The following is a 13,928-nucleotide window of genomic DNA, read 5'->3' as shown; positions in this document are numbered from 1 at the left end:
TCTCCCTGCGGACCCGGGTGGGTCCCCGTACGCGGAAGGCGGGCCCATGATCGTGCTCCTCGGCGTGCTCGTGGTCGTGATCGGCTTCGCCACGAAACGCAATCCCCTGCTGGTCGTGGGGGTGGCCGGCATCACGACCGGCCTCCTCGGAGGGCTGTCGCCGGGCAAGGTGCTCGCCGCGTTCGGCGACGGCTTCGCCGGCAGCCGGGCGGTGACCATCTTCGCGATCACCCTCCCGGTCATCGGCCTCCTGGAGCGCTACGGCCTCCAGGAGCAGGCCCGCAACCTCATCGCCCGGTTCGCCGGGCTCACCACCGGACGTTTCCTGGCGCTCTACCTCGGTCTGCGGCAGATCGGCGCCGCGGTCGGGCTGACCAATGTCTTCGGCCCCGCCCAGACCGTCCGCCCCCTCGCCGTCCCGATGGCCGAGGGCGCGGCCGAGCGGAAATACGGCGAACTCCCGGACCGGACACGGGAGAAGGTCAGGTCGTTCGCCGCCAGTGCGGACAACGTCGGCCTCTTCTTCGGGGAGGACGTCTTTCTCGCCGTCGGCTCGATCCTGCTGATCACCGGCTTCGTCAACACCACCTACGGGACCCACCTCGAACCGCTGCAGCTCGCGCTGTGGGCGATCCCCACCGCCGTGTGCGCCTTCGTCGTCCACGGCTGGCGACTGCTGCGCCTGGACCGCCACCTGGAACGCGAACTGCTCACCGTCCATGTCCACGACACCGCCGCAGTGGAGGCCACCAAGTGATCAAGGCAGAGTGGTTCTACTGGCTGGTGGGCCTCAGCTTCCTGGTGATGGCCGCCCAGATGGTCACCGACCGCAGCAATCCCAAGCGCCTGGGCACCGGCACCTTCTGGGGCCTGATCGGCGCCGGCTTCATCTACAGCAGCTGGGTCGTCACCAAGCAGGCGCCGGCCGAGCCGCTGGGCGCCGCGGTACTCGTCATGGCCTGCCTGGCCGGCTTCGGCTTCACCGGGCGCGGCACCCCGCGCACCACGACCTCCGAACAGCGCACCGCCAGTGCCGCCAGGCTCGGCAACCGGCTGTTCGTCCCCGCGCTCACCATCCCCGCCGTCGCCCTGGCCTGCGCCATCGGCGTCAAGCACCTGTCCTTCGGGGGCGAGCCGGTCCTCCAGGAGGGCAGCGAGACCATCCTGGGCCTGGGGATCGGCGCCGTCGTCGCCCTCGTCGTCGCGATGGTCATGCTCCGCGAGAAGCGGATCTCCGTGCCCGTGCAGTCCGGCCGCTCGATGCTGGAGGCGATGGGCTGGGCGATGCTGCTGCCCCAGATGCTGGCCACGCTGGGCGCCATCTTCCAGGTCTCCGGCGTCGGCGACCAGGTCGGCAAGCTCACCACCTCCGTCCTGCCCGAGGGATCGCTCTACCTCGCGATCGTCGTCTACTGCGTGGGCATGTTCGCGTTCACCGTGATCATGGGCAATGGTTTCGCCGCCTTCCCCGTGATGACCGCCGCGGTCGGCTGGCCGGTCCTGATAGGCCACTTCGACGGCAACCCCGCCGCCGTCCTGGCCATCGGCATGCTCGCCGGATTCTGCGGCACCCTGGTGACGCCCATGGCCGCCAACTTCAACATCGTTCCGGCGGCCCTGCTGGAACTGAAGGACCAGTACGGGCCGATCAAGGCGCAGCTGCCCACCGCGGGGATCCTGCTCGGCTGCAACATCCTGATCATGGCGCTGTTCGCCTTCTGACCCCGCTCCGGGCGCGTCCGCCGCACTCCGCGGTACCGCGCCCGCCCCACCCTTGCGCCCGCCGCCTGCGAGGCCGCACACACCGCGTCGCACCCACGGCTGTGCACCGCACCGCATCGCACGCCGCCGCATCGCACTCCGCCACATCGCACCTCACCGCACCAAGGATGACCGTATGACCCGGGTACTGCTGACCGGATTTGCGCCTTTCGGCGGCGAATCCACCAACCCGTCCTGGCAGGCGGTACGCGCCGCCGCGGACGAACCGCCCACCGGCATCGAGGCCTTCGCCGTCGAGCTTCCCTGCGTCTACGGAGCGTCGGTGGCGGTGCTGCGCGCCGCGATCGAGGAGACCCGCCCCGAGATAGTGCTGTGCGTCGGCCAGGCGGGCGGCCGCCCCGACGTCACCGTCGAACGCCTCGCCGTCAACGTCGACGACGCCCGGATACCCGACGCCTCGGGTGCCGAACCGGTCGACGAGCCGATCGTGCCCGGCGGCCCCGCAGCGTACTTCTCCACCCTGCCGGTCAAGGCGTGTGTGGCCGCCGTCCGAGCCGCCGGCCTGCCCGCCTCCGTCTCCAATACCGCCGGCACCTTCGTCTGCAACCACGTCTTCTACGGCCTCGCCCACCTCATCGCCACCGAACTGCCGGACCTGCGCGGCGGATTCGTCCATGTCCCCTATACGCCGGAGCAGGTCGTCGACCGAGCCCAGCCGTCGCTGCCGGCCGACGCGGTCGCCCGGGCCCTGCGGGAGATCGCGGTCACCGCCGCGCACACCCGCACCGATCTCCGCATCGCGGGAGGGGCAACCCATTGAGCACCGGCACGGGCACAGGCATGGGCACTGGCATGGGCACGGGCACGGGCATGGGCACAGGCACCGGCACGGGCTCCGGCACCGGCACCGGCACGGGCTCCGGTGCGCAGGCCACGGGACCTGGCAGCCGGCCGCCGCGGGCCACGCCGTAGACTGACGCGCCGGCCCGGCGAGTGGTCCGTCAACGGATCCACCAGCGGTTCCACCCATGAACGGATCCGCGCCGTTTCGTCCGTTGTCAGTGCGAGCGCCTACTCTGTGCGACGTGACTTTTTCCGCCCCGGGGCCCGCTGCGCCCCAGCTCAACGGGCCGAACCGGCCCGCGCCGGGCCCGGCAGCCGACGAAGGCCTGGCCCGTCGGCTGCGCGCCCTCGCGTGCACCGCGCCGCTGCACGACCTCGACGTGCGCAAGGCCAACCTCGCGGGCGAGTACGGGATCTACGCCATGGCGGAGGTGGCGCTCGCCGTCATCGATCTCGTCACCCTCAACATGGACTTCGACACCGGCGCCGACCACGAGGAGATAGTGGCGAAGGTCCTCCCGCGGGTCGCCGCCCAGGCTCCCCGCCGTTCCACGGGTGAACATGAGCGGGTGGCCCGCTGGGTGCTGGAGAACCTGATCAACGTCGGCAGCGTGGACCGCGGCTTCCGGGCCGTCTACGGCACGTTCAACACCGAGGGCCGGTACGTCCGCCGCGACTACGACTTCAAGCTGATCGAGGAGGTCCCGGGCGCCGGCGGCACCGTCTTCCTGCGGGCCACCGATGAAGCGGTCAACGTCCTGGTCGGCGCGCTCGACACGGACGTCACCAGCGCCCAGATCGCCGCCGAGGTCAAGCTGGAGGTGCTGATCAGCCGCGGCCGGCTCGCCGACGCCCAGCTCGCCGCCGAGCAGGCCCGCTACCGCACCGTGCAGTACGCCGAGACGCTGCGCAGAACCCTGGACGCCACCCGCCGCAACGTCCGCGCCGTGGACTGGCTGGAGACCGTCCCTGACATGATCAACGAGGCGCTGGACCATGTCGCGGACCGCTACCGCCACGAGAACGCCATCCTGACGAACATCCGCAAGGCCCGGGACGAGACCGAGGAGCCCGAGCACAAGCGCCGCGCCGCCGAGCTCGTCGACATCGTCAAGGACTGCATCCGCCGCCACACCCAGCTGCAGTCCCGGCTGCTGGAGGCCGGACCGCTCTTCCGCGCCGAGCAGGACCGGCAGGCCTTCGCCACCCCCGTCGCCCGCTCCGGACTCGACCTCTACGGCCAGCTCGTCGCCCCCCTGCTGCCGCTCCCCGCCGAGCAGGCCATCCGCGTCACCGACGCCTTCTTCGCCCATGGGACGGGCCTGCGCACGCCCTCGGCCGTCCGGGTCGGCGACCTCGTCGAGGTGCTGCTCACCCCGCCCGTGGAGCGCGAGCACCTGGGCGCCGAGATGCCCGAGCCCGATCTGGTCGCGACGCCCGACGACAGCCGCTTCAGCGAGGCGCAGCTCGACGCCGCGATGACGCTGCTCGACCTGCCCGCCGACGCACCCCGAAGGCTCTCCGGACTGCTTGCCGAAGCACGCCGCGGCGATCCCGAACTCCCCTATCTCGTCGCCCTTTTGGCGGTGCACGCCGCCAGCCCGCCGGTCGGTACGGCGTACCGGCAGGGAGAGCAGCAGCTGCTGTTCGCCGTCGACGACGGCACGGAACTGACCGACCCCGAGTTCGGCGGCGCCGACCTCATCGTCGGCACGGCCCTGCTGGACTCCGCCGGTATGGCCGCGGACCGTTCGGAGGTGGCGTGATGGCAGCCCGTGTTCGGGGCGGCCGGCCGGCGAGCGGCGTGGTGCGCCCGGCCCGGCAGGGCCCCGGCGTCCCGGCCGGCCGCCCGGCGTCGTGCCGGCCAGAGATTTCCGAGACCGTCCCCAGCAAGGAGCTTGTTCCGTGACCCAGTACGACGAGGCGCCGCAGCCGGATCCGGCGTCCGGGGCCGGTGAACCGGGCTGGGGCGCGCCCACCGCCGACACCGGGCCGGCCGCGGCGGGACCCGCCCCCGAGCCCTCGGCTTCTCCTCCGCTCTCGGCTCCGCTCGACCGGGGGGACTCCGCAGAGCCGGGGCGACCCCACCCGCTCACCCCGGCCGACGCCGCCGATGCCGCGCGGCTGGTGTCCTTCGGCCTCCAGCCCAAGCTGCTGCCCGCCCGTGACGCCGAATACGGCGAACTGCTGCGCCGCTATCGCGACGAGCCCGCCTTCGCGCGGCTCGCCGACGCCGTCGCCACCGGCCTCGGCCTGGTCGTCCTGGAGGTCTCCACCCGCGCCGGGATGGCCGTCACCGCCCACGAGGACTCCGTCTTCGCCGTACGGATGGGTGACTACGCGCGTCGCGCCTCCGCCGACTCCGCCGACCGCTTTCTGCACGGCCTGGCCCACCTCGCCGTCGCCGCACTGGCCTTCCCGCGCCCCGAAGACCTCGCCGACGACGGATATATCGGCCGGATCACCGTCAACGGCGTCGATGCCTTCGTCCGGCAGGCCTGCCGTCGTCTGGAGGAGCGCGCCGAGCAGGAGGGCGAGAACACCGACCCGGCCACCGATGCCCCCGGCCTGGAATCCGCCTGGCGCCTCTACGCGCGGCGCAGCGCGACCGGCGCCACCAAGGACGCCCGCCGGCTGGCCGGTTCGACCACGGGCATCATCGCCAAGGCCGTCACGTTCCTCGTGGACTCCGGCTTCCTGCAGCGCACCGGCGATGACTCCGGTGGCGCCTACCGCACCACCGCCCGCTACCAGCTCCAGGTCCGCGACATGGCCGGCAGCGCCGCCATGGCCGAGCTGCTGGAGCTGGGCATCGTCCCCGTCGCCGACGGCAGCGCCGCGCTGCTGCCGGGCGAGGACTCCGAAGACCTCGACCTGGTCGCCGACGCCGGACTGCCCTTCCACTCCGGATGACGGGCCGGCCCGACGACCTCTGATGTCCCGGCCGGCGGACCGGCGACGGCGCCGACCGGCCCGCCACCGACCGTTTCGACCGCCGCTGACCGTCCCCCACCGACTGACCGCTGACCGTCCCCCACCGACTGACCGCTGACCGTCCCCCACCGACTGACCGCTAACCGTCCCCGATCGACTGACCGCTGACCGACCGCTGACCGACTGCCGCCCGCCCGTCGCTCCCCCCCACCCCCGAACCCACCCCCGCCCCCTCCCCCGAAGGGGGAGGAGGGGGAGGGGGCGGGGGAGCAGCACCGCCCCTTCCCGACACGACAACGAGAGTCCGCCATGTACGAGCTGTCCCGGGTCCGCCTCTACTCCATCGGGCCCGCCGGTGCGCGCTATGCCGACACCGTGCTGGACCTGCGCGGAGTCGGCGCGCCCGTACCCCGACCGGCCCCGGCCCAGGCGGACTTCTTCGAGGACGAACCGGTCGGCCCGCCGCGCCGCCCGGCGCCCGCGGGCGTGCTCTTCCTGGAGAACGGCGGCGGCAAGTCCGTCCTGCTCAAGCTGATCTTCTCGGTGATGCTGCCCGGCCACCGCAACACCCTCGGCGGCGCCAGCTCCGGCGTCCTGCGCAAATTCCTGCTCGCCGACGACTGCGGACATGTCGCCCTGGAGTGGCAGCACGTCCTCACCGGCGAGAGCGTGGTCGTCGGCAAGGTCAGCGAATGGCGCGGCCGGCAGGTCTCCAACGACCCCCGGAAGTTCGCCGAGGCCTGGTACAGCTTCCGGCCCGGCCCCGGCATGAGCCTGGACTCCCTCCCCGTCGCCGAGGCCACCGTCGTCCGCCCCCGCCAGGAGAGCGGTGAGGGCAGCTCAGGAGCCCAGGGCCGCCGGCGCACGATGAAGGGCTTCCGCGACGTCCTCACCGAGGCGGGGAAGAACTACCCCAATCTCGACGTGGTCTGGGAGGAGACCCACGAGCGCTGGAACGTACACCTCGGCGAGCTGGGCCTGGACCCGGAACTCTTCCGCTACCAGCGGGAGATGAACGCCGACGAGGGTGAGGCGGCCGGCCTCTTCGCGGTCAAGAACGACTCGGACTTCACCGACCTCCTCCTGCGCGCCGTCACGGACACCCGGGACACCGACGGTCTCGCCGACCTCGTGCACGGCTTCGCCCACAAGCTCGGCCGGCGCGCCGAACTCACCGCCGAACGGGACTTCACCGCCGGTTCCCTCGACCTGCTCTCCCGTATCGCCGACGCCGCCGAGCAGCGCGAACGCGCCCGTGAGGTGCATGCGGGCGCCGAACGCCGCACCCGCGGCCTCGCCCAGCGGCTCTACGCCCGCGGCACCGAGGAGCGCGGCCGCGCCGCCGAGCTGGCCGAACAGGTCGCCGTCGCGGCCCATCGCGTCACCGACGCCGAGCGGGGCCGCGAGCGCCGCTCCCTGGTGTCCGCCGAACTCGCCTACCGGCATGCCTCGCTGGCCCTGGCCGCCGCGGAGAAGGGCGCCGCCGCCCAGCGCCGTGAGCTGAACGACGCCCGTACGCTGCACAGCGCCTGGCAGGCCGCCGAGACCGCGCTGCGGCACCGCGCCGCCGCCGACCGCTCGGCGCGGGTCGCCGCCGCCATCCGCGAGGCCGAGCGGGACGCCGCCCCCGCGCTCGCCGCCCGGGCCACCGCCGCCGCCGACCTCGTACGTGCCCTGCACACCGCCGCCGAGGCCGGCGAACAGGTCGCCAATGAGGAGGAGGAACGCTCCGCGGCCCTTCAGGAGGCCGGTGAATCCGCGCACCGCGACGCCACCACGGCCGCCACCCACGCCCAGCGCGCCCGCAGCGAGGCCGACCACCTCAAACAGCGTCTGGCGGAGGTCACCGAGGAGACCGCCGAAGCCGTCCGGGCCGGCTGGCTGGACGACAGCGCCCCCGACGCCGACCCGGCCCGTGCCGCGCTCGCCGCCTCGGACGCCGAGAAGACCGCCGTCGAGGCCTGGGACTCCGCCCGGGAGGCCGCCCGGCAGGCCACCGACCGTGCCCGCGAGGCCGCGGCGCGGCACTCCGCCGCCGAACTGGCGGCGGCCCGCGCCGACGACGCCGCGCAGGCCGCCGAGCGTGCCCACGACGCCGAGCGCCGGGCCGCCGAGTCCATCGGCGCCGAGCAGCGGCTCGCCGACCTCCTCGGACTCCCGCAGTCCGAGGCCAAGTCCCTGGGCGTGCCCGGCCCCCGTACGGCCACGCCCGGCACGGACCCGGTCACCCCCCGCCGTCCCACCGCAGGACCGCTCACCGCCGAGGAGCTGGACCGCAACGCCGACGAGCTGCACGAGCTGCTGGAGGAGGGCGTCGCCGCCGCCGAACGTCAGCTGTTCGACCTGCGCACGGCCGCCGCCGACGATGCGCGGATCCTCGGCGCGCTGGGCGACGGCGGACTGCTGCCCCCGGGGCCCGATGTGCTGGCAGCCGTGGAATACCTCGGTGAGCACGGCGTCCCCGCGCTGCCCGGCTGGCGCTATCTCGCCCAGTCCGTCGACCCGGCCGATCACACCCGGGTGCTCGCCGCCCGCCCCGAGCTCGTCGACGGCGTGATCATCACCGACCCGGACACCCATGCGCGGGCCCGCGATGTGCTCGCCCAGGCCGCGCTGCTGCCGCGCTCGGCCGTCGCGGTCGGTACCTCCGCCGCGCTGCTCGCGCCCACGCCCGCTCCCGACGAGCCGGAGAGCACCTCCGGTCAGGTATTCCTCGTCCCGCCGAACCCGGCGATGCACGACGAATCCGCCGCCGACGAGGAGCGCCAGGCGCTGCGGGCACGCGCCATAGAGCGCGACGACGAGATCCGGGCGCTGGCCGCCCGGCTCGCCGGGGACCGGGCGCTGGCCGCCCGGCTCGGCTCGTGGCGGGCCGGCTGCCCGGCCGGCCGGCTCGGGGAACTGGCCGCCGCCGCGGACGAGACCGCTGCGGCGGCGGAGGAGGCCGCCGCCGAGCTGGCCGAGTCCCGTGCCGCCCGCGAAGGCGCCGAGGAGGTCGCGGCCGAGGCCACCCGGGTGCGCGACGAACGCCAGGAGACCGCACAGCGCGCCCGCCGCGCCGCCGACCTGCTGGCCGGGCTCGCCCACCGGCTGCGGGAGCGCTCCTCCTGGCAGTCCCGGATGCGTGAACTCGCCGATGAGGCGGCCGAGTTCGAGGCCCGCGCCGAGGAGTGCGTGGACCGTGCACGGGCCGCCGACGAGGACCGCAGGGCGGCCCAGCGCGCCGCCGACGATGCGCGCCGCACCGCCCGTGCACTGCGCGCCGAGCGCGCCGAGATCGCCGGCGTACCGGACGAGGTGGGGGAGGCCCCGGAGGGCGCCGGCGCCTCGCTGCCCGCGCTGCGCGAGGCCTACCGCGCCGCCTCCCAGCTCTACGAGAAGGTGGGTGTCGGCGCCGATCTGCGCGCCGAACAGGCCCGCGCCGAGGGCGACGAGAGCGCCGCCCTCGCCGAGCTCAACCGCCTCACCAACAAGGTCCGCACCCGTGCGGAGGCGCTGCTGGAGAGCCCGGACGCCGCCGACGGCCCGTCCCGTCAGGCCGCCGCGGCCCGCGCCGAATCGCTGGTGCAGATGCTGGAGACCCGCGCCTCGACCGCCAGCGAACAGCTCGGCCGGCTGCGTGGCGAGGCCGAGCGGCTGGCCCCCACCGACGGCGAGGCACACACCGAGCTGCCCGACGAACTGGTGCCCGAGGACGCCGACCGCGCCAAGGAGCTGCTGCGCACGGCCTCGGGTGAACTGGCCACCGCCACCGAGGCGCTGGAGGCCGCCCGGGCGCAGCACGAGGAGCTGCTGCGCGGCCACCGCGCCGCCGAGGACGCCGCGGGCGGCTTCGACGAGACCGCCGCCCTGCTGCGCGATCTGCTCCGCGACCACCAGGACGCCGAGGACGCCGCCGACGGGCCGGCCGAGCCGTACGCCGGCCGGGTGGAGGACGCCCGGCAGGCCGCCGCCGAGTCCCGCCGCTCGCTGCGCGGCTGCGCCGCCGACCTGTCCACCGCCGAGTCCGCGGTGCGCGAGGCGAGCGACATCCTCGTACGGCACGCCAACTCCACCCGCTACGAACAGGTCCGTACCCCCGCCCGGCAGCAGATCCGCGAACTGCCCGCCTCGGCCCTGCCGGACCATGCGGCCAAGTGGGCTGAGGCCTTCGCGCCCCGGCTGCGGGTGCTCACCGACGAGCTGGAGCAGCTGGAGCGCAACCGCGACTCCATCGTCGACCGGCTGCGCGGGCTGGTCGAGTCGTCGCTGACGACACTGCGCTCGGCCCAGCGGCTGTCCCGGCTGCCGGAGGGGCTGGGGGAGTGGTCCGGGCAGGAGTTCCTGCGGATCCGCTTCGAGGACCCCGACCAGGCCACGCTCACCGAGCGGCTGGGCGAGGTGATCGACGAGGCGACCCGGGCGGCCGTCAAGAAGAACAGCGATCTGCGCCGGGACGGGATGTCCCTGCTGCTGCGCGGGGTCAGCGCGGCGCTGCAGCCGCGCGGGGTGGCCGTGGAGATCCTCAAGCCGGACGCGGTGCTGCGCGCCGAGCGGGTGCCGGTCGGCCAGATGGGCGATGTCTTCTCCGGCGGCCAGCTGCTGACCGCCGCCATCGCGCTGTACTGCACGATGGCGGCGCTGCGCAGCAACGACCGGGGCCGCGACAAGCAGCGGCACGCCGGCACGCTGTTCCTGGACAACCCCATCGGCCGCGCCAACGCGACCTATCTGCTGGAGCTCCAGCGTGCCGTCGCCGATGCGCTGGGCGTCCAGCTCCTCTACACCACCGGCCTCTTCGACACCACGGCGCTCGCCGAGTTCCCGCTGGTCATCCGGCTGCGCAATGACGCGGACCTGCGGGCCGGGCTGAAGTACATCAGCGTCGAGGAGCATCTGCGTCCTGGCCTGCCGCAGCCGGACCCCTCCGGCGAGGCGGTGCACGGCCAGATCACGGCGACGCGGATGTACCGGCGTCCGGAGGACCCGGTTCCCGAGGAGGAGGCGGATCCGGCCACCGGGTGAACCGCGGCACAAGAGGCCTGCGGGCGGTCACACCACGACGACCGACCGCAGGACCTCCCCGCGCTGCATCTTCGCGAAGGCCGGTTCGATGTCGTCGAGCGTGACCGTTTCGCTGATGAACCGCTCCAGATCGAGTTTGCCGCTCAGGAACAGGTCGATCAGCACCGGGAAGTCCCGGCTGGGCAGACAGTCGCCGTACCAGGACGACTTGAGCGCGCCGCCACGGGAGAAGAGGTCGATCAGCGGCAGATCGATGTGCATGTCCGGGTCGGGCACGCCGACCTGGACCAGCGTGCCGGCCAGATCGCGCATGTAGAACGCCTGCCGGTAGGTCTCCGGGCGCCCCACCGCCTCGATCACCACATCGGCGCCGTGTCCGCCGGTGAGCGCACGGACCGCCTCGACCGGGTCCGTGCCACGGGAGTTGACGGTGTCGGTGGCGCCGAACCGCTCGGCGGCGTCCAGCTTGCCCTCGTCGAGATCGACGGCGATCACCCGGCGGGCGCCGGCCCGGGAGGCGCCCGCGATCGCGGCGTTGCCGACGCCACCGCAGCCGATGACGGCGACGGTGTCCCCGCTGCCCACCCCTCCGGTGTGCACGGCCGCGCCGTACCCGGCCATCACCCCGCAGCCGATCAGGCCCGCGGCCTCCGGCCGGGCCGCGGGATCGACCTTCACCGCCTGTCCGGCGGCGACCAGGGTCTTCTCGGCGAAGGCGCCGATGCCCAGGGCCGCGGTCAGTTCCGTACCTCCCCCGGACTTCGTCCGTGAGGTGCCCCCGAGCAGGGTCATCGGCCGGGAGGCGTTGCGGGAGTTGAAGCAGTACCAGGGGCGGGCGCGGCGGCAGGCCCGGCACTGTCCGCAGGGCGCCCGCCATGCCAGCACCACGTAGTCACCGGGCGCCAGGTCAGTGACCCCGTCGCCGACCGCCTCGATGACCCCGGCCGCCTCATGGCCGAGCAGGTACGGGAAGTCGTCGCCGATCGCGCCGTCGCGGTAGTGCAGATCGGTGTGGCACACCCCGCAGGCCTGCACGGTCACGAGCACGTCGCCCGGACCGGGATCGGGAACGAGGATCGGCAGCACCTCGACGGGGGCGCCCTTCTTGAGGGCGACGACGGCGCGGGCTTCGTGCGGCATGTCTCACTCCTAGAAACAGCGCCTGCGGGGCGGCAGGGCGGGTAGCACGCGTGAGGTGGCACGGATGCCTGTGAGGGGTGGGAGTGGTGCGCGGTGCCGGGAACCCGGAGACCGGGAATCCCGGGACAGGGGACGGTGGTGGAGAACGGCCCACCTCTGTCGCCGTGTTGCCCATAGCGCGCTGGGTTGCGCTATAGGAGACATGCTGGAAGTCGGGTCAGGATCCGTCAAGGGGGATTTTTCGCTAGGGGAGTCCCCCTGGGGGTGAGACATCACGGCAGGGCCCGGGCGGGCGCCTGTGATGCCCCGGCGGGCTAACCCGGGTACCCCATCAGGCGGGAGAGTTCCGCGGCCGCCTTCGCGGCCCGCTCCGCCAGCTCCGGCAGCAGCTCATGCTCCATCCGGTACGCCGGGCCCGAGACGCCGATCGCGCCGATCACCGCACCGTCGTGCGCATGGACCGGTGCCGCCACCGCGTTCAGGCCGATCTCCAACTCCTCGCTGGTGCAGGCGAATCCGTCCGCGAGCGCGGCGGCGAGCTGCGCGCGCAGACCGGACGCCGTGGTCAGCGTGTTCTCGGTGAACCGCGGCAGCTTGCGGGTCACCAGGGTCTCCCGGCGTTCCGGCGGCAGATGCGCCAGCAGCACCTTGCCGCTGGCGGTGGCGTGCAGCGGGGTGCGGCGGCCCAGCCAGTTGTACGCGGTGACCGCGGCCGAGCCCCTGGCCTGCATGATGTTGACCGCCGCATCACCGTCGAGCACCGCGATGTTGGCGGTCTCCCCGGTGTCCTCGGCGAGCGCGCGGCACACCGGCTGGCCCTCCTGCGAGATGTCCAGCCGGATCGCGGCGGCGCCGGCCAGCCGCAGCACCCCGGCGCCCAGGTAGTACTTCCCGCGGTCCCTCTCCTGCTCCACCAGCCCGCGGTTCTCCAGCACCCCGAGGATCCGGAACGCGGTCGACTTGTGGACGCCCAGCTCCTCGGCGATCTCGGTCACCCCGGCCTCGCCCAGCTTGGCCAGGATCTCCAGCACGCTCACCGCGCGGTCCACGGACTGGACGGATCCCGCCCCGCCGCGCCGTTCCTCGGACCGGTCGTCTGCCGCATCGCTCGTGTTCGACATGGGTCTTTGTGTCACCACCCGGTGGCCCCCGCGGGGCGCGTCTGAGGGCATCTGCCGGGAAACCCTTGACGGCCCGCTCCCCGGCTTGGATTCTGTTGCGCATCGCGCTCTGCGATGCGTTATTCAGAACACATGATACCGATCAGCGAGAGGGGGGCCAGATGATTCCCGTCTGCCGCATCGAGGACCTGCCCGAGGGTGAGTCCGTACGGATCGAGATCGACGACGCCACACCGGCCATCGCGGTCTTTCATGCCGAGGGCGGCTACTACGCCGTCGACGACACCTGCAGCCATCAGGACGCCTCGCTCTCCGAGGGCTGGGTCGAGGGCTGCTTCGTCGAATGCCCGCTGCACGCGGCCCTGTTCGACCTGCGCACCGGCGCCCCGGCCTGTCTGCCCGCCCGCCGGCCGGTGCGCACCCACCAGGTCAGTGTCCTGGACGGCATGATTCATGTACGGCCCGCCGTGAGGGAAGAGGCGGTGGCGTAACGACCCGGCCGCTCAGGCGGCCGCCCGGTCGATCCGCGACGGGCCCTCCCGTGACGCCCGGCGCCGCCGGCGGCGTGCCCTCCGCCGCTCGCGGCGCAGCTCCCGGGCCGTACTGCTGGGCTGCGACTGCACCCCGTTGCGCTGCACCCATACCTGGCGGGTCACCCAGACGTCCAGCACCGCCCAGGTGGCGACCACGGTGCTGGCGACCGTGCTGAGCACCGCGGGGAAGGCGAACCAGGAGCCCGCCAGGGTGCACAGAAAGGCCACCATCGCCTGGATCAGGGTGAGCGCCACGATGATCACGGCACGCACCGCGGCGGTACGCACCGGATCCGCCATCCGGCGCCGGACCGCCGGCTCCTCCTGCCACAACGGTTGTCTGCCGGTGTCCATGAACGCGTCACACTCCCCGCACTCTCCCCGCGTGTCCGACTCCTCGGTAACTGCCCGGATTTCGCCGGGTACATGCCCTTGGTGTCGCACCCCGTCCCCCCTCATGGTCACGTACCGGAGCCGCCCGGAGTTACCCGGGGCAGAGCAAAACCGGCCAACCGTCCGGCACGTCGCCGGAGGGCAAGCACCCGGTCCGGGGCGTGGACGCGGGCGGGTTGTCCGGGAATCGGTGGACAACGGACGACGATCCCGCCCCGGTTCCTTCCCGGTGGCAGGA

General features: G+C 73.4%; 10 protein-coding genes. 7 read left to right on the top strand and 3 right to left on the bottom strand.

Features of this window, described 5'->3' with window-relative positions:
• The first annotated feature begins 46 nt into the window (after window positions 1-46).
• The 6 genes from ACGFR7_RS11915 to ACGFR7_RS11890 all read left to right on the top strand — a co-directional run bounded on the left by ACGFR7_RS11915 (window position 47) and on the right by ACGFR7_RS11890 (window position 10,503).
• Window positions 47-757: a DUF969 domain-containing protein gene (locus tag ACGFR7_RS11915; RefSeq protein WP_393316629.1), complete on the top strand. Its 711-nt coding sequence runs from the start codon at window positions 47-49 to the stop codon at window positions 755-757.
• Window positions 754-1,722, top strand: a complete 969-nt coding sequence (locus ACGFR7_RS11910; protein ID WP_393316626.1) for a DUF979 domain-containing protein — start codon at window positions 754-756, stop codon at window positions 1,720-1,722. The genes ACGFR7_RS11915 and ACGFR7_RS11910 overlap by 4 nt, the downstream gene beginning before the upstream one ends.
• Before the next feature lie 175 nt (window positions 1,723-1,897).
• A complete protein-coding gene (gene pcp, locus ACGFR7_RS11905; RefSeq protein ID WP_393316623.1) occupies window positions 1,898-2,542 on the top strand; it encodes a pyroglutamyl-peptidase I in 645 nt (214 codons plus the stop codon).
• Window positions 2,543-2,807: 265 nt separating this feature from the next.
• Complete coding sequence (locus ACGFR7_RS11900; RefSeq protein ID WP_393316620.1) at window positions 2,808-4,331, top strand: hypothetical protein; 1,524 nt, start codon at window positions 2,808-2,810, stop codon at window positions 4,329-4,331.
• 139 nt (window positions 4,332-4,470) lie between these two features.
• Window positions 4,471-5,478 (top strand): hypothetical protein, encoded by a 1,008-nt coding sequence (locus ACGFR7_RS11895; RefSeq protein ID WP_393316617.1) that lies wholly within the window; start codon window positions 4,471-4,473, stop codon window positions 5,476-5,478.
• Window positions 5,479-5,808: 330 nt separating this feature from the next.
• On the top strand, window positions 5,809-10,503 hold the full coding sequence (locus ACGFR7_RS11890; protein ID WP_393316614.1) for a hypothetical protein: 4,695 nt from the start codon (window positions 5,809-5,811) through the stop codon (window positions 10,501-10,503).
• Window positions 10,504-10,530: 27 nt separating this feature from the next.
• Here the strand turns inward: ACGFR7_RS11890 and ACGFR7_RS11885 are convergent, their stop codons facing one another.
• A complete protein-coding gene (locus tag ACGFR7_RS11885) occupies window positions 10,531-11,643 on the bottom strand; it encodes an S-(hydroxymethyl)mycothiol dehydrogenase (protein WP_393316611.1) in 1,113 nt (370 codons plus the stop codon).
• A gap of 314 nt (window positions 11,644-11,957) precedes the next feature.
• Complete coding sequence (locus ACGFR7_RS11880; protein WP_393316608.1) at window positions 11,958-12,764, bottom strand: IclR family transcriptional regulator; 807 nt, start codon at window positions 12,762-12,764, stop codon at window positions 11,958-11,960.
• 161 nt (window positions 12,765-12,925) lie between these two features.
• On the opposite strand from ACGFR7_RS11880, the gene ACGFR7_RS11875 reads away from it, so the two are divergent.
• Complete coding sequence (locus ACGFR7_RS11875; protein WP_393316605.1) at window positions 12,926-13,255, top strand: bifunctional 3-phenylpropionate/cinnamic acid dioxygenase ferredoxin subunit; 330 nt, start codon at window positions 12,926-12,928, stop codon at window positions 13,253-13,255.
• Between the two features lie 12 nt (window positions 13,256-13,267).
• Here the strand turns inward: ACGFR7_RS11875 and ACGFR7_RS11870 are convergent, their stop codons facing one another.
• A complete protein-coding gene (locus ACGFR7_RS11870; RefSeq protein WP_350249549.1) occupies window positions 13,268-13,651 on the bottom strand; it encodes a hypothetical protein in 384 nt (127 codons plus the stop codon).
• Between the last annotated feature and the right edge of the window lie 277 nt (window positions 13,652-13,928).

Origin of the sequence: Streptomyces sp. NPDC048516, from assembly GCF_043199875.1 — a bacterium.
Lineage (GTDB): Bacteria > Actinomycetota > Actinomycetes > Streptomycetales > Streptomycetaceae > Streptomyces.
The sequence above is the reverse complement of the archived record's forward strand: the minus strand, read 5'-3'. Positions and strand labels throughout refer to the sequence as shown.